Source organism: Isoptericola luteus (genome assembly GCF_020297055.1).
GTDB lineage: Bacteria > Actinomycetota > Actinomycetes > Actinomycetales > Cellulomonadaceae > Isoptericola > Isoptericola luteus.
Map to the genome: position 1 here is coordinate 49,712 of NZ_JAIXCQ010000013.1, position 19,499 is coordinate 69,210.

Genomic DNA, 19,499 nt, shown 5'->3' on the forward strand with positions numbered 1-19,499 from the left:
AGAACTGGCCGGTGGCGGCGCGGGCGGGTCACTACGGTAGGCACCATGAGCGACCAGCGCACGGACTCCGAGGGCGCGGCCGAACCGGCCGGCGCCGACCTCAACGATGCGATCGAGGCACCGAGCACGCACCACACCGTGCCCAGCAAGGAGTCCGAGTCGTACACGCACGGCCACCACGAGTCCGTGCTGCGCGCCCACCGCAGCCGCACCGCGCAGAACTCCGCGGGCTTCCTGCTGCCGCACCTGCGCGACGACATGTCCCTGCTCGACGTCGGCTGCGGCCCCGGCACCGTGACCGCGGACCTGGCGCGCATCCTCGCCGGCGGCGAGGTGGTGGGCGTAGACGCGTCGGCCAAGGTGCTCGACGCCGCGCGCCAGCACGCGGAGGCGCTCGGCAACACCAACGTCCGCTTCGAGCAGGCCGACGTCTACGAGCTCCCGTTCGCCGACGACTCGTTCGACGTCGTGTACGCCCACCAGCTCCTGCAGCACCTGAGCGACCCGGTCGCGGCGCTGCGCGAGATGCGCCGCGTCGCCCGGCCCGGCGGTCTCGTCGCCCTGCGCGACGCGGACTACGCGGCCATGGCCTGGTACCCCGAGTCACCCGGCCTGCAGGAGTGGAACACGCTGTACCACGAGGTGACGCACGCGTACGGGTTCGAGCCGGACGCCGGCCGGCGCCTCATGTCGTGGGCGATGGAGGCGGGCCTGGACGGGATCGTCCCGTCGGCGTCGTCGTGGTGCTACGCCACCCCGACCGACCGGCAGTGGTGGGGCCAGGTGTGGGCGGAGCGCTGCGTCGAGTCGAACTTCGCGGTGCAGGCCCAGGAGTCGGGCCTGGCCGACGACGTCGCCCTCGAGCAGCTCGCCCAGGACTGGCTGGCGTGGGCGCAGGCGCCCGACGGCTGGTTCGCCATCCTGCACGGCGAAGTCCTCGCCCGCGCGTAACCTGAACCCGTGCGCATCGCGAGATTCACCACCGGAGACGACCCCCGTTTCGCCCTGGTCCAGCAGGAGGGCGACCGCACCTTCCTCGCCGTGCTGGGCGGCGACCCGCTCTCCATGCCGGCCATGCCGACGGGCGAGCGGGTCGAGCTCGGCGACGGCGTGCGGCTGCTCGCCCCGGTGATCCCACGCTCCAAGATCGTGGCGGTCGGCAAGAACTACGCCGACCACGCCAAGGAGATGGGCGGCGAGGTCCCCGCCAACCCGCTGCTGTTCTTCAAGCCGAACACCGCCGTCGTCGGCCCGGATGACCCGATCGTCCTGCCGGAGTTCACCCGCGAGGTGAGCTATGAGGCCGAGCTCGCCGTCGTCATCTCCAAGGTGTGCAAGGACGTCGAGCCGGAGCACGTGAGGTCGTACGTGCTGGGCTACACCGTCGCCAACGACGTCACCGCGCGCGACGCGCAGCGCACGGACGGGCAGTGGGCGCGCGCCAAGGGTTTCGACACCTCGTGCCCGCTGGGCCCGTGGATCGACACGGACCTCGACCCGGAGGACGTCGGCGTCCGTAGCTACGTCAACGGCGTGCTCAAGCAGGACGGCCGCACCGCCGACATGGTCTTCGACGTGCCGTTCCTCGTGTCCTACATCAGCCGGGCGATGACCCTGCTGCCGGGCGACGTCATCCTCACCGGCACGCCCGCCGGCGTCGGCCGCATCGAGCACGGCGACCGCGTCGAGGTCGAGGTCGAGGGCCTCGGCACGCTGGCCAACCCCGTCTTCCGCCGCGACTGAGGTGCCCCCGCTGCACGACGACGCGCTCGCCGTCCTGCGGGCGACCTCACCGGCGACGCCGTACCAGCGCGCGCTGCGGGACCGTTTCGTCGCCCACCTGGCGGACCACCCCGACGGCGTGCTGCGCACGTGCCGGCCGGACCACCTCACGGCGTCGACCGTCGTGCTGTCCGCCGACGGCGAGCAGGTGCTGCTGACCCTGCACGCCAAGGCGCGGCAGTGGTTCCAGCTCGGCGGGCACGTCGAGCCCGGCGACCCGTCGCTGGCCGCCGCCGCGCTGCGCGAGGCCGCCGAGGAGTCGGGGCTGGCCACCCGCGAACTGGCGCTCGACCCGGTCCCGGTGCACCTCGACGAGCACGCGGTGCCGTTCTGCGGCGCCGACGGCGAGGCGCACCACCTGGACGTGCGGTTCGTCGCGGTCGCCGCGCCGGGCGCGCAGCACGCGGTGAGCGAGGAGTCCCTCGACGTGCGGTGGTGGCCGACGGGCGCCCTGCCGAACCCCGACCTGACGGAGCCGGTCGCGCTCGCCGTGGCGCGCGTGCGGGGCTGACGCCGGGGGACTCGTCTTCCGACGCCGGGCCGGTTCCCGGCGTCGAACGGCCCGCGCCGAGCGGCCCTCGACTCTCGGCGTGCGGTCAGCGGTAGTGGTCCTCGTCGATCGTCGCCAGGCGCGAGGGATGCACCTGGTCGCCCAGGCCGTAGAACTTCTGGAAGCTCATGACCAGTGGGCGCCACCGGTCCGGGTCGATGCGGTCCCGGTGGCCCGCGAGCCGGATCGCGGGGTCGACCCACACGCGCGTCACCTCCGCCTCGACGTTGAGCTGGCGGGCGGCGTCGACGTCGTCCCCCGGGCGGGCGCCGAGCGGACGCACCTGGCGGACCACCGCCTCCAGGTGCACCTGGCACTCGGCGACGCGCTGCGGACGGACGGTCGCCGACTCCAGCGGTGTCACGCTGGCGGCGGCGAACTTGTCGGGCGTGAAGACGTAGCCCGCGCGGGCCTTCCACGGTGAGACGTCGGACCGGCCGGTGGTCAGGGCAAGCCGGTCGACGTGGGTCACGACGGCCGGCGACGCCAGGTTGAGCACGAGCTCCGGTCGCCGGCGCAGGTTGTGCGCCGTGTGGCTGCGCGCGCCGATGCCGAGCACGGCGTGGTGCCCGAGCCAGAACACGGACGACATCGGCATGAGGTTCGTCGAGCCGTCGTCGTTGGTGGAGCTGAGCAGCACGACGGGTGTGCCGAAGTAGAGGATCGCGGGGTCGACGGCGACGTGCCCCGCCGGGTGCTGCGTCGCGTGCTCGGTCGCGTGCTCGGTGCCGTTCGAGGTGCTGGTCATGCGCTCGACGCTAGGACGGGGGCGCGGGCGGCGTCCGGCGGGAATCGGACGCGGCGTCGTCCACCCCGACGACGGCGGGTGGTGCGGGCCAACTACGCTGGTGCCGTGATCCCCGCTGCAGGCTCTTCCGACGTCCGTGTCCGCTTCGCCCCGTCCCCGACGGGCATGTTCCACGTGGGCGGCGCCCGCTCGGCGCTGTTCAACTGGGCGGTGGCCAAGAACCAGGGCGGCACGTTCGTGCTGCGCATCGAGGACACCGACGCCGCGCGCAACAAGCCGGAGTGGACCGACGGCATCCTGTCGGCGCTCGCGGCCCTCGGCATGCACGCCGAGGACCCCACGTTCGAGGGCCCGTACTTCCAGTCGCAGAACGTCGCCAAGCACCGCGAGGCGACCGCGACGCTGCTCGACGCCGGCCGCGCCTACTACTGCGACTGCACCCGCGACGACGTCGCCGCCCGCACAGGCAACCCCCAGTCGGGCTACGACGGCTTCTGTCGCGACCGCGGCCTGACGTACGAGGCCGGGCGCGCGCTGCGCTTCCGCACCCCGGACGAGGGCGAGACGCACGTCGTCGACCTGATCCGCGGGAACCCGTCGTTCCCGAACTCGGCGCTCGAGGACTTCATCGTCGCGCGTGGCGACGGCTCGCCCGTCTTCCTGCTCGCGAACGTCGTCGACGACCTCGACGAAGGCATCACGCACGTCATCCGCGGCGAGGAGCACCTGTCGAACACGCCCAAGCAGCAGCTGCTGTGGGAGGCGCTCGGGGCCACGCCGCCGGTCTGGGCGCACCTGCCCGTGATCGTCAACGAGAAGCGCCAGAAGCTGTCCAAGCGCCGCGACAAGGTGGCGCTCGAGGACTACCTCGCCGAGGGCTACCTGCCCGACGCGATGGTCAACTACCTCATGCTGCTCGGCTGGGCGCCGGGGAACGACGAGGAGATCCTGCCCTTCGAGGAGCTCGTCGAGCGGTTCCGCGTGGAGGACGTCAACAGCGCGTCGGCGTTCTTCGACGTCAAGAAGCTGGCGTCGTTCAACGGCGAGTACATCCGCAAGATGAGCGTCGCCGCGTTCAGCGCGGCCGTCGACCCGTGGCTGCACGCCCCGCGTGCGCCCTGGACTGAGGAGCAGTTCGATGCCGCCGCGTTCGCCGCCGTCGCGCCGCTGGCCCAGTCCCGGGTCGCGCTGCTCAGCGACATCACGGACAACGTGGACTTCCTGTTCCTCGACGAGCCCGCCACCGACGAGCGGTCCTGGGCGAAGGCGATGAAGGAGGGGGCCGCGGAACTGCTCACGGACGTCCGGGCGGCGCTCGCGACGCTCGAGCCGTGGGCGGCCGAGCCGCTCAAGGACACCGTCGCCGCGGTGGGGGAGAAGCACGGCCTCAAGCTCGGCAAGGCGCAGGCCCCGGTCCGCGTCGCCGTCACCGGCCGCACCGTCGGCCTGCCCCTCTTCGAGTCCCTCGAGGTGCTGGGCCGCGAGCGCACCCTCGCCCGGGTCGACGCGGCGATCGCGAAGCTGTGAGCGGCCGGGGAACCGTCGACGGGGTCCTGCTCGACGTCGACGACACGCTCGTCGACACCAAGGGCGCGTTCGCCAAGGCGCTCACCGCCGTCGCGGTGGAGTACCTGCCGCACGTGCCGGCCGACCGGTACCCGGAGCTGCTCGACCACTGGCGCTCCGACCCGGGCGGGCACTACCAGCGGTACACGCGCGGGGAGACGGACCACCTGACGCAGCGGCGGCTGCGCGCGGACCTGCTGCACCGCACGTTCGGAGGCGGCGAGGTCACGGAGGCGTCGTTCGGGGCCTGGGACACGCTCTTCTGGGGCACGTTCGAGCGCTCGTGGTCGGCGTTCGACGACGCGCTGCCGGCCCTGGTCGCCCTGCGTGCGGCCGGTGTCGCGGTGGGGGTCGTGACGAACGCCGCGACCGAGCTCCAGGAGCGCAAGCTGCGTGCCGCGGGACTCTTCGAGGGGCTGCCGGTTCTCGTGGGCGTCGACACGCTCGGGTACGGCAAGCCGCACCCGGACGTGTTCCGCACCGGAGCCGAGAAGCTGGGCACCGACCCGGCCCGCACCGCGTACGTGGGCGACGAGCCGACCGTCGACGCCCGCGCCGCGCACGACGCCGGCCTCGTCGGGGTGTGGCTCGACCGCCCGGGCGCGCGGCGCGGCAGCGAGCACGACGTGGACGTCGCGGCCATGCGCTCCGCGGGGATCGCCGTCGTGCCCGGGCTGGCGGACCTGCCGGCGGCCCTCGCCCTCTGAGCGGTCAGACCCTCCGAGCTGTCAGGTCCACGTGCACGTTCCGGTGCACGTGGACCTGACAACTCGTGCGGTGCGCGCTCAGGGGGTGAGCACGAGGACGGCGACCAGCGACGTCGCCGTCACGACGACGGCGGACGCCGCCCCGAGCAGCAGCGGGCGCCGTCCGGTGCGGGCGAGCCGCGGCACGTCGACGCCGAGGCCCAGCGCGAACATCGCCGCGACGAACAGGGCGGTCGTGACGTGGGCCGCCACGTCGAGCGCCGGGTCGGGCACGACGCCGAGGCTGCGCACCATGACGGCGGCGAGGAAGCCCAGGACGAACCCGGGCACGGGCAGGGTGCGTCGGCGGTGCCCGCCGCCAGCCCTGGCTCCCGCCTGGGCACGGGCGTCTGATGCCGCCGCCGCCGCCCGCCGCGCCAGCACCGCGCTCGTGCCCGCCACCAGCGGGGCGAGCAGCACCACGCGCGCGAGCTTGGCCACGGTCGCGGTGGCGAGGGCCGCGGTGGACACCGTCCCCGCTGCCGCGACCACCTGCGCGACCTCCTGGACGCTCGCGCCCAACCACAGGCCGGCCTGGTGGTCGTCGAGGCCGAGCCGCTCGGCCAGCCAGGGCAGCACGAACACGGCCGCCGTCCCGTAGAGGGTGACGAGCGCGAGCGCGGCCGCGACGTCGTCCCGCAGGCCGCTGCGCGGCGGGGCGCCGCCGTTCCGCGTCACGGGGGTCCGCTCGAGCACGCCCGTCATCGCGGACACGGCGGCCGCGCCGCAGACGGAGAAGCCGGTGGCCACGAGCAGCGACGTCGCGCGCGGCACCCGCAGCACTCGCCCGAGCGCGAGCGTCGCGGCGAACGTCGTCGCGACGGTCACCAGGACGACGCCGATGCCCCGCCAGCCGAGGTCCAGCACGTCCGGGAGGGAGAGCTGGAGCCCGAGCAGCACCACCCCGGCGCGCAGCACGTGGCGCGCCACCCAGGCGACGCCGGGCGCGGTGCGGTCGGTGAACCGCCGCGCTCCCGCCCGGCGCGAGCTGCCGAGCGCTGACCCCGCCACGGCTCCCGCCAGCAGCGCGAGGACCAGCGGGGAGACGACGGTGACGCCCGCCGCCGAGAGCCACGCGCCGCCGAGCAGGAGGGCGGCGGCCGCGGTGCCGGCGAGCACGACGCCCGGCAGGGCGCGGGCCGGTGCCCGGGTCGCGGCCGCCGTCGGCCGCGGGGCGAGGGTCTCGGTCACGTGCCCACCCTCGCGTGCGCGGGTGGCCGTCAGAAGGCCCAGTCTCCGATCGATCCATAGACTCCCGCTATGGCTGAACGGACCTCCCTGGCGGCGCTCGAGCTTCTCGTGGCCGTCGACGACACCGGGTCGATCAGCGCCGCCGCCCGAGAGCTGGGGGTGTCGCAGCCGACGGCGTCGGCCGGCCTGCGCCGGCTGGAACGGCGGCTCGGGGTGGAGCTCCTGGCGCGCGGCGCCCGGGGCACGAGCCTGACGGGAGCGGGCAGGTCGGCCGCGGCGTGGGCGCGGGACGTGGTGTCGTCGTCCGACCGTTTCGAGGACGCGGTCGCGGCGCTCCGTGCCGGGCGTGGAGAGCGGCTGCGCGTGGCGGCGAGCCTGACGATCGCCGAGTACCTCGCGCCGCGCTGGCTCGGTGCGCTGGCCGGAGCCACGACCGCAGGAGATGGGTCGCCGGACGTCGAGCTCGTCGTGCGCAACTCGCGCGAGGTGATGGAGCTGGTGCTCGACGGCGTGGCCGAGCTCGGGTTCGTCGAGAGCCCGACGGTGCGCCGGGGGCTGCGGGCCCGGACGGTCGCGACCGACGAGCTGGTGGCGGTCGTGGCCCCTCGCCACCCGTGGGCCCGGCGCAGGTCCGTCAGCCCCGGGGAGCTCGTCACGGGACACCTCGTGCTGCGGGAGGCGGGCTCCGGGACGCGCGACGTGCTCGAGGAGGCGCTCGGTCAGGCCGGGGTGCGGCTGCCGGACCACGTGACGGTGCTGGGGTCCACCGTCGCGGTCAAGACGGCGGTGCGCCACGGCGACGGGATCACCGTGCTCTCCGCGCTCACGGTGGCCGACGACGTCGCGGCGGGACACCTGGTGACCGTCCCCATCGCCCAGCTCGACCTGTCGCGCCGGCTGCGGGTGGTCTGGCGCGACGGCGCGACGCTCTCGCGCACCGCCCAGCAGCTCGTGACGGAGGCCGGAGCCGGCTGACCGACGAGTTGTCAGGTTCTGGTGCACGTTCCGGCGCACGTGGGCCTGACAACTCGCTGGGCGCGGGAGTTGTCAGGTTCTGGTGCACGTTTTGGTGCACGAGGGCCTGACAGGTGGTCAGCGTCGCCGGGCGCGGTAGGCGTGCGTCACGTACGGCAGGTCGACCCGGTCGCGGCCGGCCAGTGCCGGGTGCGTCGCGACCAGGGTGTCGACGTCGTCCAGCAGGGCGTCGCGCTCGTCGTCGGGCAGCGTCAGGAGGTAGCTGCGCGACGAGGCGAGCGGCCGCAGGGCGGTGGTGCGCAGCAGGTCGGCCCAGGTGAAGGTGGCGCGCTCGACGTCGCCGAACGACGCGCCGAGGCGCGGACCGGCCGCGCCGCGGGCGGGGTTCGGCTCCAGGCGGTCGCCCCGATGCAGGATCTCGCCGAACCGGGCCACCCAGTCCACCGTGTGGTCGCGGTCGTTGAAGATCACGGCGACCTGGCCGCCGGGGCGCAGCACGCGCGCGATCTCGGCGGGCGCGCGTTCCTCGTCGAACCAGTGCCAGGCCTGCCCGACGACGACGGCGTCCACGGACGCGTCCGGCAGCGGGATCGTCTCGGCGGTGCCGAGGTGCGCCTCGATCTCGGGCAGCGCGTGCCGCAGGCGCCCCAGCATCCCGGGGGAGGGCTCCACCGCCACGACGTCGAGCCCGCGGCCGGACAGGGCGGTCGTGAGCTTGCCCGTGCCGGCGCCGAGGTCCAGCACGCGGCGCGCGCCCGGCGGCAGGAGCCAGTCGACGGCCTCGGGCGGGTACGACGGCCGGACGGCGGCGTACACGTCGGCGCCCCGCTCGAAGGAGGCCGCGCGGTCGGCCGGCGAGGTCGGGTCCGCGCCCGTGACGACGGGGCGAGATGCGGGGGAGGGCGCGCCGGTCGTCATGGCGTCCAGCCTCGCACGGTTCGCGGCTGGACAGTGATCCAGAGCACCCCCTCCCGTTTTGGAGGACGGCCTCCGGTCCGGTAATGTTCTGCGTCGTTGGGCCTGACCGGTCACGCCGACCACAGTCGGTTTTGTCCGGAAGGTTCCATCCCTTGGGGTATGGTGTAATTGGCAGCACGAGTGGTTCTGGTCCACTTAGTCTAGGTTCGAGTCCTGGTACCCCAGCGCAGCGCTCTGCGAAGAGCTCTCACAGCACGGTGGACCGGGAGCGATCCAGGATCATCGAGTTCATAGGCCCCCATCGTCTAGCGGCCTAGGACGCCGCCCTCTCACGGCGGTAACGCGGGTTCAAATCCCGCTGGGGGTACGCAGTTCGCCGGCTCGTCCGGCGTCGCTCGCTCACCTCGCCTCGGCGCGGGGGAGCGGTTCTGGGCCCCCATCGTCTAGCGGCCTAGGACGCCGCCCTCTCACGGCGGTAACGCGGGTTCAAATCCCGCTGGGGGTACTCGCTCGTCGGAGCTGTCGAAGGCCCGGTCCATCACGGACCGGGCCTTCGTCGTTCCCAGGCCCGGCGGGCGCATCCCCTGGCCCATGGCGCGGGCGGCCCGTCTGCGAGCGCCCTGGGCGTGCGGGTCAGAGGAACGGCTTGGGGACGACGGCGCCGCCGCCGTCGCTCTTGGGCGGCGCGTACCACTGGGGCGGGTCGACGGTCGGGATGGGGTCGCTGTCGTCGGCGGGGCGTGGGGCGGGCGCCCGGGGCGGCACCTCGATCGGCTGGGTGATCGGCCGCCGTCGGGCCTGCTCGCCGTGGTCGCCGTGGTCGCCGTGGTCGCCGTGGCCGACCGTCACGGTCGGGCCGCCAGGTACCGCGCCGCCGGCGGGACCGCCGGGTCCGGCCGGTCCGCCGGGCCGGCCGGCGCCGCCGCCGACGGGGATCGCCGGGGGCTGGCGGGGGCCGTCGGGCTCGGTCGTCGCGGCGCCGGGCGTGAAGATCGTGTCGCACAGGACGCGATAGGTGGCGTCCGGCTGCGGTACGAAGTTGATCGTGCGCAGCGCCTGGTCCTGCCCGGCGGACTCCATGTCGAACCGCCCGTAGCCCACGAGCTGCCCGACGGGGCTCCGTGCGTAGCCCATGTCGGTGACCTTCTTCAACGGCATCATCGAGACGCGGTGCACGATGAGGCCGTAGAGCAGCAGCAGGCGCTTGTCGGTGGCGACGAACCACTCGTGGCTCCACTCGAGCCATAGCCAGACCAGTCGGCCGGCCACGACGAACCAGACGAGCCACAGCCACTGCACGACGCCGCGCATCTCGTGCGGCGTCGACATGACGATGGCGCCGATGACCAGGAACGCGGCCACCGTGACGGCGGCGGGCTTGAGCAGGCGCGCCCAGTGGAGCCGGGTCGCGACGACGACCCGCTCGTGGGGCAGGACGTACCGACGCAGGTGGCGGTGCGCGCGGACGGCGTCGCGGAGGTGGGGCTCGTCGGGATCCACGGCGTCCGCCCGGCGTCAGGAGGCCAGGTTCGCGAAGAACTGGCCGAAGCTGGCGAAGGCGCCCGTGATGAACTCCCAGATCGCCGTCACGATGTCCGCGGCGGAGTCAGGGCTGGTCACGATCGCATAGATCAGGAAGATCACGACGATCCAGATCAGCAGTGTCTTGGCCTTCGCCGGCATCAGGTCCTCACGCCCTCCAGTCGCGGGGCAGGGGTTGCGCCCGTCAGCCTGGAGCCTACTGACCTGGGCGAGGCGCCGAAAGTACCGGTCTCGGCGCGGCGCGTCAGGCACCGCGCGCGTGAACGCCCAGGTGAGCGTGGTGGCGGCGTCATTCGCCCGCGCGGCGCAGCACCTCGGTGAGGCGGTTGGCGGCGGAGACGACGGCGGCCGAGTGCAGCCGCCCGGGCTGACGGGTGAGCCGCTCGACCGGGCCGGAGACCGACACCGACGCGACGACGCGACCCGACGGCCCGCGCACCGGGGCGGAGACCGACGCGACGCCGAGCTCGCGCTCGGACACCGACTGGGCCCAGCCGCGCCGTCGGACGCCCGACAGGATCGTGGCCGTGAACACGGCCTCCCGCAGCCCGCGGTGCAGGCGGTCGGGCTCCTCCCAGGCGAGCAGCACCTGCGCCGCGGATCCTGCGTGCATGGTGAGGGTCGCGCCGACCGGGATCGAGTCGCGCAGTCCGACCGGGCGCTCCGCAGCGGCCACGCACACGCGGTGGTCGCCCTGGCGCCGGTAGAGCTGCGCGCTCTCCCCGGTGTGGTCTCGCAGCGCCGTGAGCACGGGGTTCGCGGCCGCGAGCAGCCGGTCCTCGCCGGCCGCCGTGGCGAGCTCGTTGAGTCGCGGTCCGAGCACGAATCGGCCCTGCATATCGCGTGCCACCAGGCGGTGGTGTTCGAGCGCGACCGCCAGGCGGTGCGCCGTGGGTCGCGCCAGGCCCGTCGAGGAGACCAGCTGCGCGAGGGTGGCCGGACCGGCCTCGAGAGCGCCCAGAACGGACGCGGCCTTGTCGAGTACGCCGACTCCGCTAGTATCGTCCATAGGTCGATACTGACGTCTCGCCCACTGAGACCGCAAGTCGGGGACGACATCTCACTGGACGAAATTACTCGACGACAGCCCGACGACGACGCACGACGCAGTCACGAGAGCCGCCCACGAGGCGGCGGACGAGGAGCACATGATGGCCGGCACGCTGGCGGAGAAGGTCTGGGAGGCGCACCTGGTGCGCCGCGGCTCCGACGGGTCGCCGGACCTTCTCTACATCGACCTGCACCTCGTGCACGAGGTGACGAGCCCGCAGGCTTTCGAGGGTCTGCGCCTGGCCGGGCGCCCGGTCCGACGCCCGGACCTCACGATCGCGACCGAGGACCACAACACCCCCACGCTCGACATCGACCTGCCGATCGCGGACCTCACGAGCCGCACGCAGATCGACACGCTGCGCAACAACGCGCGCGAGTTCGGCGTGCGGATCCACTCCCTGGGCGACGCCGACCAGGGCATCGTCCACCAGGTGGGACCGCAGCTCGGGCTGACCATGCCCGGCCTGACGGTCGTGTGCGGCGACTCGCACACCTCGACCCACGGCGCGTTCGGCGCGCTCGCGTTCGGCATCGGCACCTCGGAGGTCGAGCACGTGCTCGCCACCCAGACGCTGCCGCTCGCCCCGTTCAAGACGATGGCGATCACCGTCGACGGCGAGCTGCCGGTGGGCGCGACCAGCAAGGACATCATCCTGGCGATCATCGCCAAGATCGGCACCGGCGGCGGGCAGGGCTACGTGCTCGAGTACCGCGGCGAGGCGATCCGCCGGCTCTCCATGGAGGCCCGGATGACGATCTGCAACATGTCGATCGAGGCCGGTGCCCGCGCGGGCATGATCGCCCCCGATGAGACCACCTTCGAGTACCTCAAGGGCCGCCCGCACGCGCCCGAGGGCGCCGACTGGGACGCCGCCGTCGAGTACTGGAAGACGCTGCGCAGCGACGACGACGCCCGGTTCGACGCCGAGGTCGTGCTCGAGGCCTCGGACCTGGAGCCGTTCGTCACGTGGGGCACCAACCCGGGCCAGGGCCTGCCGCTGTCCGCGTCGGTGCCGGTCCCGGCCGAGATCGCCGACGAGAACGAGCGGGTCACCGCCGAGCGGTCGCTGGAGTACATGGGCCTGACCCCCGGCACCCCGCTGCGCGAGATCCCCGTCGACACCGTGTTCATCGGCTCGTGCACCAACGGCCGCATCGAGGACCTGCGGTCCGTGGCCAAGGTGCTCAAGGGCCAGGAGAAGGCCGAGAACGTCCGCGTTCTCGTCGTGCCCGCCTCGGCGCGCGTGCGACTGCAGGCCGAGGCCGAGGGCCTCGACGTCGTGTTCAAGGAGTTCGGCGCGGAGTGGCGCAACGCCGGCTGTTCGATGTGTCTGGGCATGAACCCCGACCAGCTCAAGCCGGGCGAGCGTGCGGCGTCGACGTCGAACCGCAACTTCGAGGGGCGCCAGGGCAAGGGCGGCCGCACCCACCTGGTCTCGCCGCTGGTCGCGGCGGCCACCGCCATCCGCGGCACGCTGTCGTCGGTCTCCGACCTCGACCTGGGCTACGACGTCGACCTCACGACCTTCGACGGCTCGCCGCTGGCGCCGCTCGAGGCCCCGTCCTTCGTCTGACCCCCGACACCGAGCAGGAGATCGTCATGGAGAAGTTCACCACCCACACGGGTGTCGGGGTGCCGCTGCGCCGCAGCAACGTCGACACGGACCAGATCATCCCCGCCGTCTATCTCAAGCGGGTGACGCGCACGGGGTTCGAGGACGCCCTGTTCGCCGCCTGGCGCGGCGACCCGTCGTTCGTGCTCAACCAGGACGCCTACTCCGCGGGCTCCGTGCTCGTGGCGGGCCCCGACTTCGGCACCGGCTCGTCGCGCGAGCACGCCGTCTGGGCGCTCAAGGACTACGGCTTCCGGGTCGTCCTGGCCTCCCGGTTCGCGGACATCTTCCGCGGGAACTCGGGCAAGCAGGGCCTCGTCGCCGGCATCGTGGCGCCCGAGGACATCGAGCTGCTGTGGAAGGTGCTCGAGACCAAGCCGGGCACGGAGGTGACGGTGGACCTCGGGGCGAAGACCGCGGCCGCGGACGACGTCACCGTGCCGTTCCAGATCGACGACTACACGCGCTGGCGCCTCATGGAGGGCCTGGACGACATCGGCCTGACCCTGCAGAACGAGGCCGACATCACCGCGTTCGAGGCCGACCGCGCGTCGTGGCGGCCCACGACCCTGCCGGCCAAGCACCTGCCGTCCGTGCCGATCGAGCCGGCGCGCCCCGTCGGCTGACGCCTGCGTCGGCACGCTCGTTGCCGTCCGGGGCGGTGCCTAGAGGGCCGGTGGGCCCTGCTGAGCCCGTTCGAGCAGGCGCTCGGGGGTGGTCGTGGTCGGATCCCACCACGACTCCATCCACCACGTGGCACCGGCGTCGGCCACCTCGCGCGCCTGCTGCGCGGCCGTGGCGGGATCGTCGTCGAGCCGACCCTGGAACACGACGTCGAACGGACCGGCGTCCGGGCCGCGCTGCTCGGCGATCCAGGACACGAGCTCGCGGATCTGCTCCGGCCCCGCCTCGGCGTCCTCCGGCGAATCGCCCCGCACCTGCGGAACGATGCCGTCCCACCGCAGCGCGCGGTCGAGGCTGCGCCGTGGCGGTCGCTGCGCGTCCCAGACCCCGACCGGCCACACCGGCACCCGGCCGTGCACCGGCGGCGCGGGGAAGCGGAACGGTCCCGTGTGCAGCAGCTCGCCGTCGTAGTCGAACGACTCGCCCGACCAGGACCGCTCGAGCCAGCCCAGCACGTCGTCGAGCAGGTGCGCGCGGTCGCGCAGCGCGGTGGCCTGGCCCGGCACGGACGTGAACGCCTGGTCCGAGGGGACGCCGACGCCGACCGGGAGCACGAGGCGCCCGCCGGAGAGGCTGTCGACGGTCAGCACGCGCTGCGCGAGCTCCCACGGCCGATGGCGCGGGAGCGCGAACACCATCGCGCCCAGCGTGATCCGCTCCGTGGTGGCCGCCACCGCGGCGAGGAGGGCGAACGGGTCGTAGGTGGGGTGGGCGTCGAACCCCGGCTCGTCGAGCGAGATCCCGTCCCAGGTGAAGAAGCCGTCCCAGCCGTTGTCCTCGCAGGCGCGGGCGAGCGCGACCTGCTGCGCGGGCGTGCCGTAGCTGCCGATGAAGCCGAACCTCATGCTGCTGCCCTCCGTCGTCGGACCTTCGGGTGTCGGGTTCGACGCTACGACTCGCCACAGACAACGTGCGTCTAGGGTGTGCGGGTGCCTGACGAGACGACCGAGACGACCGAGACGCCGCTGGTCGAGATGTGGACCGACGGGGCCTGCAAGGGCAACCCGGGCCTCGGGGGCTGGGGGGCGCTGCTGCGCTCCGGCACCCACGAGAAGGAGCTGTACGGCGGCGAGAAGGTCACCACCAACAACCGCATGGAGCTCACCGCCGTCGTCGAGGCGCTGCGGGCCCTCAAGCGGCCCAGCACCGTCGTCGTCCACGTGGACTCCTCCTACGTCATGAACGGCATGCGCACCTGGATCGCCGGATGGAAGCGCAACGGGTGGACGACGGCCGCGAAGAAGCCGGTGAAGAACGTCGACCTGTGGCAGGCCCTCGACGCCGAGGTCACCAAGCACGACGTGCGCTGGGTGTGGGTCAAGGGGCACGCGGGGGACCCGGGAAACGAGCGGGCAGATGAGCTCGCGAACCTGGGCGTCGACACCGTCCGCTGAGCGCGGGCGCACGCCCCCGCGAGGGCCCGCCTCGCCGTCGTCGGCGGTGCGACGGACGTCACGCCGCGTGAGTTCCGCGTGGCTAATAGGCTGACCCCATGGCTTCCCACTACGACGTCGTCCTCCTCGGAGCTGGCCCCGGCGGCTATGTCGCCGCGATCCGTGCGGCACAGCTCGGCAAGTCCGTCGCCATCATCGAGGAGAAGTACTGGGGTGGTGTGTGCCTCAACGTGGGCTGCATCCCCTCCAAGGCCCTCCTGCGCAACGCCGAGCTGGCGCACATCTTCAACCACCAGGCCGACTTCTTCGGCATGTCGGGCGACGTGACGTTCGACTTCGGCAAGGCGTTCGACCGGTCCCGCGTGGTCGCGGACGGCCGCACCAAGGGCGTCCACTTCCTCATGAAGAAGAACAAGATCACCGAGTACGACGGCCGCGGCACGTTCCGCGACGCGAACACGATCGAGGTGACGCTCAACTCCGGCGGCACCGACACGGTGACGTTCGACAACGCCATCATCGCCACCGGCTCCAAGGTCAAGCTGCTCCCGGGCGTCGAGCTGTCCGAGAACGTCGTGACCTACGAGAAGCAGATCATGACGCGCGAGCTCCCCGAGTCGATCGCCATCGTCGGCGCCGGCGCCATCGGCATGGAGTTCGCCTACGTCCTGAAGAACTACGGCGTGGACGTCACGATCATCGAGTTCCTCGACCGTGCGCTGCCGAACGAGGACGCCGACGTCTCCAAGGAGATCGCCAAGCAGTACAAGAAGCTCGGCATCAAGCTCCTCACCTCGACCGCCGTCCAGACGATCAAGGACAACGGCTCGTCCGTCACCGTCTCCTACAAGGGCGTCAAGGACGACAAGCCCGGCGAGATCGTCGTCGACAAGGTCCTGTCCGCCGTCGGCTTCGCGCCCAACGTTGAGAACTTCGGCCTCGAGAACACCGGCGTGCAGCTCACCGAGCGCGGCGCCATCGCCATCGACGACCACATGCGCACCAACGTGCCGCACATCTTCGCCATCGGCGACGTCACCGCCAAGCTCATGCTGGCGCACGTCGCGGAGGCGCAGGGCGTCGTCGCCGCCGAGACCATCGGCGGTGCCGAGACCATGACGCTCGGCGACTACCGCATGATGCCGCGCGCTACGTTCTGCTCCCCGCAGGTCGCCTCCTTCGGCCTCACCGAGGCGCAGGCCAAGGACGAGGGTTACGACGTCAAGGTCGCGAGCTTCCCGTTCATGGCGAACGGCAAGGCGCACGGCCTCGGCGACACCACCGGCTTCGTCAAGATCGTCGCCGACGCCAAGTACAACGAGCTGCTCGGCGCCCACATGATCGGCCCCGACGTCTCCGAGATGCTGCCCGAGCTCACCCTCGCGCAGAAGTGGGACCTTACCGCCGACGAGGTCGCGCGCAACGTGCACACCCACCCGACGCTGTCCGAGTCCGTGCAGGAGTCCATCCACGGCCTCGTGGGGCACATGATCAACTTCTGATCGCGGGGATAAACCGGACGCGTCCGCGGTCCTGGTCGGAGGCCCTGGCTTGCACCATCGGTGCAGGTCAGGGCCTCTTTCTGTGTCCACGATCGAGTGGACACTCGCGGACAGCGGTGGACGGGAATGTTCATTCTGTGGGGCACGCAGGGGGCACGAATCCGAGTAACGCGAGACTCGTGCCCCACCGCTGGAACGCGTCGGGAGGGGTCTCAGGGGAGGGGACGGGCGATGGCGGAGACGGCGACGGCGAAGAGTCGCCGCGAGGCGTGGGGCCGACTGCGCAAGCTCCCCTCGAAGCGGTGGCAGGCGCGGTACCCCGCGCCGGACGGCAAGCTCTACTCGGCGCGCACCGAGGACGACCGCCCCCTGACGTTCCTCACCAAGGGCGACGCGCGTGCCTGGCTCAACCGGGTGCATGACTCCATCGCCCGCGGCGAGTGGGAGCCGCCCGCCGAGGCCGCCGCCCGGCGCGAGCGCGAGGAGGCCGAGGCTGCCGCGCGGGACATCACCTTCGCCGAGTACGCCGACCGCTGGCTGGAGCGCATCGCGACTGAGCCGGGCAAGGGCAGCAAGATGCGCAAGCCCGCGACCGTGATGATGTACCGGGGCCGGGTCAACAACTACCTGCGCGAGCGCCTCGGGGACACGTTGGTCCGCGAGATCGACACCGACGTCGTCCGCGCCCTGACACGAGACCTCGTCGCGATCCCGTCGCGTCTGCGCCCGGACGCGCCCCACAACGGCGTTGCCAGCGACGCGATCGACGTGCTGAAGATGATCCTGCGGGCCGCCGTCGCCGACGGCGTGCTTGCGCGCATGCCCGACGTCGCCACGCCGCAGCGCAAGTCCGTCCGGCACGACCAGGACCACGCGCCCGAGGACGACGTCGCCACCCCAGCACAGGTCGAGGCCCTGTATGCCGCGATGCCGCAGCCGTGGCGGCTCGCCGTACTGCTTGCCGCGTGGTGCCAGCTGCGCCGGGGCGAGGTGCTCGGGCTCCAGCGCCGGGACATCGTGTGGAACATCGACCGCACCGCGGCGACGCTCTATGTGCGCCGCCAGAAGAACGGGTCCACGGGCGGGCTCACCGACCCGAAGTCGGAGACGGGCGTGCGCTCGATGGCGGTGCCGCCGCTCATGATCGACCGGCTGCGGGAGCACCTCGACGAGTGGGTCGGCGCGGGTGCGAAGTCGCCCATCGTCCCGACGAGCGCGAAGGGCAAGGAACACATGTCGGCGTCGCGCTGGAACTCGGTGTGGGCCGACCGCCGCGAGGCTGTCGCGGGCTTGCCCGAGGGTTACCGGTTCCACGATTTGCGGCACACGGGGCTCACGCGATTCGCCCAGGAAGGCGCGACGCTTGCTGAGCTGATGCGCCGCGGCGGCCACGCCGACATCAAGGTGGTGCTGCGCTACCAGAAGGCGACGATGGCCCGCGACATCGAGCTCGCGGCCCGCATGAGCGCGAGCGTCGACGCAGAGCTCGCCCGTGCGATGACGACGCCGGCACGGTAGGGAAATGCCGGTTGGGCAAGGATCCGGGCAAGACTCTCGCGCGGGGGCAAGACATGGGACGTCAAAAATGCATCACTAGTGATAGGTTTTTGACATGCCAGGTCCAGGTGAAACTCTCGCGCGAGATGCCTTGCGCGCCCTCGCGGAGGGGCAGAACGGCCTCGTCACCCGCCAGCAGGCGATTCACGATCTGGACCTCACGGCGGGAGCGGTCGACAATCTCGTCGCCCACGGCGGGCTGCTCCCGGTGGCCCGTGGGATCTACCGCGTCCCGTACCTGCCGGGCGTCGAGTACGAGCGGCTCCAGGTCGCGCTGCTCCGCACCGGCGACCCGGACGCCGCGTTGAGCCACGAGACGGCCCTCGCGCTCTACGAGATCAGCGACGTCAACCCTGCGCAGTACCACGTCACCGTTCCCAAGGCGCGGCGCATCAGGCGGTCCGACAACGACGCTTTCGTCGTCCACGTCGACGAGCTGAAGCCAGATCAGCTCGGTTGGTGGAACCTCATGCGTATCGTCACCGCGACGACAGCGATCGAACAGTGCACCGCTGGCGGCACGCCGACCTACCTGCTGCGCCAAGCCATCGAACGCGGAGAGCGGACCGGCGCGGTCCGTCGCGACGAGGTCGCCCGTCTCACCCAACTTCTGGAGGACCGCTCATGAGCGAGGCCAAGCCGCCCGCCAAGACGCTCGCCGACCTCAAGCCCAAGGCCAAGGCGCCGGCCAGCGCGTCGATCCTCGCCCAGTGGGTCAACCACGCGGAGAAGGCGCTCGACGTGCCCGCTGCCGGTGGACGCATGGGGTGGCTCGTGGCCTCTACCGTCGTGATCGCTGCGCTCCAGCGCGCGAGCGACGGCGGCGGCACGCCCCGCTTCCTGCTCAAGGGCGGCACGTACCTTCAGCATCGGCTCGGCAAGTCAGCGCGCGCGACCAGCGACCTCGACGGACTCGTGCGCGGCGACATCGACGACTTCATCGTCGCGCTCGACGACGCCTTTGCCGAGCAATGGGGCCCGCTGACCCTCACCCGGTCGGAGGTCGAGGTCATCCAGACGCCGACCCGCGTAGTCCAGCCCCGCCGCTTCCAGGTCTTCGTCAGCCTCAAGGGTCAGGTGTGGCGCAAGGTGCAGGTCGAGCTCGCCCCCGACGAGGGTGGCGCGGGTGCTACGCCGGAGACGATTCCGGCGCCTCGCCTCGAACCCTTCGGCCTGCCTACGCCGGATGCCCTCGTCACGATCGCGATGCGGTTCCAGGTCGCACAGAAGATCCACGCGGCCTCGGACCCGCACGATCCCCCGACGTGGATCAACGACCGCCCTCGCGACGTCGTCGACCTCGTGCTGCTGCGGTCACTGATCGAGGCGGAGGGGCAACCGACCCTGACCGACATCCGTACGGCAGCGGTCGCTGTCTTCGAAGCGCGCGCTCAGGATGCCCGGGAACTCGGCCGTCCTGAGCGCTCATGGCCGCCGCTGATGAGCGCTCATGTGCACTGGGTGCGCGACTACGCGGCCGCAGCGAAGGACGCCGACCTGGTGATGCCGCTCGACGAAGCCGTTGCGGCGGTCAACGATTGGGTCGCGCAGATCGACGACGCTCGGTAAGCCCGGGCGCTCACCGCGTGGGTGACGGCTCTCCGCCAGGAGCACCCGCGGCGCGCCGCCCCTCCTCGATATCGGCGGCCCACTTCTCTCCGCGACGGCGATGCACCGG

The 19,499-nt window shown here is 72.3% G+C and carries 20 protein-coding genes and 3 tRNA genes; 16 read left to right on the forward strand and 7 right to left on the reverse strand.

The window, feature by feature from the left end:
- Positions 1 to 45: 45 nt before the first annotated feature.
- Genes LEP48_RS15875 through LEP48_RS15885 form a run of 3 tightly spaced genes read left to right on the forward strand, consistent with a single transcriptional unit; the run spans position 46 to position 2,293 of the window.
- Positions 46 to 951, forward strand: a complete 906-nt coding sequence (locus LEP48_RS15875; protein WP_225566554.1) for a class I SAM-dependent methyltransferase — start codon at positions 46 to 48, stop codon at positions 949 to 951.
- 9 nt (positions 952 to 960) lie between these two features.
- Complete coding sequence (locus tag LEP48_RS15880) at positions 961 to 1,743, forward strand: fumarylacetoacetate hydrolase family protein (protein WP_225566555.1); 783 nt, start codon at positions 961 to 963, stop codon at positions 1,741 to 1,743.
- A gap of 1 nt (position 1,744) precedes the next feature.
- Positions 1,745 to 2,293 carry an NUDIX domain-containing protein gene (locus tag LEP48_RS15885; protein WP_225566556.1) on the forward strand — a complete coding sequence of 183 codons (549 nt, stop codon included), beginning with the start codon at positions 1,745 to 1,747 and terminating at the stop codon, positions 2,291 to 2,293.
- An 85-nt stretch (positions 2,294 to 2,378) separates the two neighbouring features.
- On the opposite strand, the gene LEP48_RS15890 is transcribed toward LEP48_RS15885, so the two are convergent.
- The gene (locus LEP48_RS15890) at positions 2,379 to 3,080 is read right to left on the reverse strand and encodes a flavin reductase family protein (protein ID WP_225566557.1); all 702 of its coding nucleotides are present in this window, start codon (positions 3,078 to 3,080) and stop codon (positions 2,379 to 2,381) included.
- A 105-nt stretch (positions 3,081 to 3,185) separates the two neighbouring features.
- On the opposite strand from LEP48_RS15890, the gene gltX reads away from it, so the two are divergent.
- Positions 3,186 to 4,607, forward strand: coding sequence for a glutamate--tRNA ligase (gene gltX / locus LEP48_RS15895; protein WP_225566558.1), 1,422 nt, complete (start codon positions 3,186 to 3,188; stop codon positions 4,605 to 4,607).
- Positions 4,604 to 5,353 carry an HAD family hydrolase gene (locus LEP48_RS15900; protein WP_225566559.1) on the forward strand — a complete coding sequence of 250 codons (750 nt, stop codon included), beginning with the start codon at positions 4,604 to 4,606 and terminating at the stop codon, positions 5,351 to 5,353. The genes gltX and LEP48_RS15900 overlap by 4 nt, the downstream gene beginning before the upstream one ends.
- Positions 5,354 to 5,431: 78 nt before the next feature.
- On the opposite strand, the gene LEP48_RS15905 is transcribed toward LEP48_RS15900, so the two are convergent.
- The gene (locus LEP48_RS15905; RefSeq protein ID WP_225566560.1) at positions 5,432 to 6,583 is read right to left on the reverse strand and encodes a YeiH family protein; all 1,152 of its coding nucleotides are present in this window, start codon (positions 6,581 to 6,583) and stop codon (positions 5,432 to 5,434) included.
- A 69-nt stretch (positions 6,584 to 6,652) separates the two neighbouring features.
- Between LEP48_RS15905 and LEP48_RS15910 the strand changes: the two genes are divergently transcribed.
- Complete coding sequence (locus tag LEP48_RS15910; protein WP_225566561.1) at positions 6,653 to 7,558, forward strand: LysR family transcriptional regulator; 906 nt, start codon at positions 6,653 to 6,655, stop codon at positions 7,556 to 7,558.
- Between the two features lie 117 nt (positions 7,559 to 7,675).
- Here the strand turns inward: LEP48_RS15910 and LEP48_RS15915 are convergent, their stop codons facing one another.
- Entirely contained in the window at positions 7,676 to 8,476 is an 801-nt protein-coding gene (locus LEP48_RS15915) for a class I SAM-dependent methyltransferase (protein ID WP_225566562.1), read from the reverse strand.
- A 153-nt stretch (positions 8,477 to 8,629) separates the two neighbouring features.
- On the opposite strand from LEP48_RS15915, the gene LEP48_RS15920 reads away from it, so the two are divergent.
- The 3 genes from LEP48_RS15920 (at position 8,630) to LEP48_RS15930 (ending at position 8,981) form a co-directional block, all read left to right on the forward strand.
- Positions 8,630 to 8,701: transfer RNA gene (locus tag LEP48_RS15920), tRNA-Gln, on the forward strand.
- Positions 8,702 to 8,770: 69 nt separating this feature from the next.
- Positions 8,771 to 8,843 (forward strand) — tRNA-Glu (locus LEP48_RS15925).
- Positions 8,844 to 8,908: 65 nt separating this feature from the next.
- A tRNA-Glu gene (locus LEP48_RS15930) sits at positions 8,909 to 8,981 on the forward strand.
- A 128-nt stretch (positions 8,982 to 9,109) separates the two neighbouring features.
- Here LEP48_RS15930 and LEP48_RS15935 read toward each other — a convergent pair.
- The 3 genes from LEP48_RS15935 to LEP48_RS15945 all read right to left on the reverse strand — a co-directional run bounded on the left by LEP48_RS15935 (position 9,110) and on the right by LEP48_RS15945 (position 11,027).
- On the reverse strand, positions 9,110 to 9,976 hold the full coding sequence (locus LEP48_RS15935; RefSeq protein ID WP_225566563.1) for a PH domain-containing protein: 867 nt from the start codon (positions 9,974 to 9,976) through the stop codon (positions 9,110 to 9,112).
- 15 nt (positions 9,977 to 9,991) lie between these two features.
- Positions 9,992 to 10,159 carry a hypothetical protein gene (locus tag LEP48_RS15940; RefSeq protein WP_225566564.1) on the reverse strand — a complete coding sequence of 56 codons (168 nt, stop codon included), beginning with the start codon at positions 10,157 to 10,159 and terminating at the stop codon, positions 9,992 to 9,994.
- Positions 10,160 to 10,307: 148 nt separating this feature from the next.
- Positions 10,308 to 11,027, reverse strand: coding sequence for an IclR family transcriptional regulator (locus LEP48_RS15945; RefSeq protein WP_225566565.1), 720 nt, complete (start codon positions 11,025 to 11,027; stop codon positions 10,308 to 10,310).
- A 142-nt stretch (positions 11,028 to 11,169) separates the two neighbouring features.
- On the opposite strand from LEP48_RS15945, the gene leuC reads away from it, so the two are divergent.
- Together leuC and leuD are read left to right on the forward strand one after the other, a co-directional pair.
- Positions 11,170 to 12,645, forward strand: coding sequence for a 3-isopropylmalate dehydratase large subunit (gene leuC, locus LEP48_RS15950; RefSeq protein ID WP_225566566.1), 1,476 nt, complete (start codon positions 11,170 to 11,172; stop codon positions 12,643 to 12,645).
- Between the two features lie 26 nt (positions 12,646 to 12,671).
- Positions 12,672 to 13,310 carry a 3-isopropylmalate dehydratase small subunit gene (leuD, locus tag LEP48_RS15955; protein ID WP_225566567.1) on the forward strand — a complete coding sequence of 213 codons (639 nt, stop codon included), beginning with the start codon at positions 12,672 to 12,674 and terminating at the stop codon, positions 13,308 to 13,310.
- A gap of 39 nt (positions 13,311 to 13,349) precedes the next feature.
- On the opposite strand, the gene LEP48_RS15960 is transcribed toward leuD, so the two are convergent.
- The gene (locus tag LEP48_RS15960; RefSeq protein ID WP_225566568.1) at positions 13,350 to 14,213 is read right to left on the reverse strand and encodes an LLM class flavin-dependent oxidoreductase; all 864 of its coding nucleotides are present in this window, start codon (positions 14,211 to 14,213) and stop codon (positions 13,350 to 13,352) included.
- 129 nt (positions 14,214 to 14,342) lie between these two features.
- Between LEP48_RS15960 and rnhA the strand changes: the two genes are divergently transcribed.
- The 5 genes from rnhA (at position 14,343) to LEP48_RS15985 (ending at position 19,390) form a co-directional block, all read left to right on the forward strand.
- A complete protein-coding gene (gene rnhA, locus LEP48_RS15965; protein ID WP_225566604.1) occupies positions 14,343 to 14,762 on the forward strand; it encodes a ribonuclease HI in 420 nt (139 codons plus the stop codon).
- A gap of 98 nt (positions 14,763 to 14,860) precedes the next feature.
- Positions 14,861 to 16,264: a dihydrolipoyl dehydrogenase gene (gene lpdA, locus LEP48_RS15970; RefSeq protein WP_225566569.1), complete on the forward strand. Its 1,404-nt coding sequence runs from the start codon at positions 14,861 to 14,863 to the stop codon at positions 16,262 to 16,264.
- A 231-nt stretch (positions 16,265 to 16,495) separates the two neighbouring features.
- Positions 16,496 to 17,782, forward strand: a complete 1,287-nt coding sequence (locus tag LEP48_RS15975) for a tyrosine-type recombinase/integrase (RefSeq protein ID WP_225566570.1) — start codon at positions 16,496 to 16,498, stop codon at positions 17,780 to 17,782.
- 130 nt (positions 17,783 to 17,912) lie between these two features.
- Positions 17,913 to 18,449 carry a type IV toxin-antitoxin system AbiEi family antitoxin domain-containing protein gene (locus tag LEP48_RS15980; RefSeq protein ID WP_255641582.1) on the forward strand — a complete coding sequence of 179 codons (537 nt, stop codon included), beginning with the start codon at positions 17,913 to 17,915 and terminating at the stop codon, positions 18,447 to 18,449.
- Positions 18,446 to 19,390 (forward strand): nucleotidyl transferase AbiEii/AbiGii toxin family protein, encoded by a 945-nt coding sequence (locus tag LEP48_RS15985; protein WP_225566572.1) that lies wholly within the window; start codon positions 18,446 to 18,448, stop codon positions 19,388 to 19,390. Before LEP48_RS15980 ends, LEP48_RS15985 begins: the two co-directional genes overlap by 4 nt.
- Positions 19,391 to 19,499: the final 109 nt, after the last annotated feature.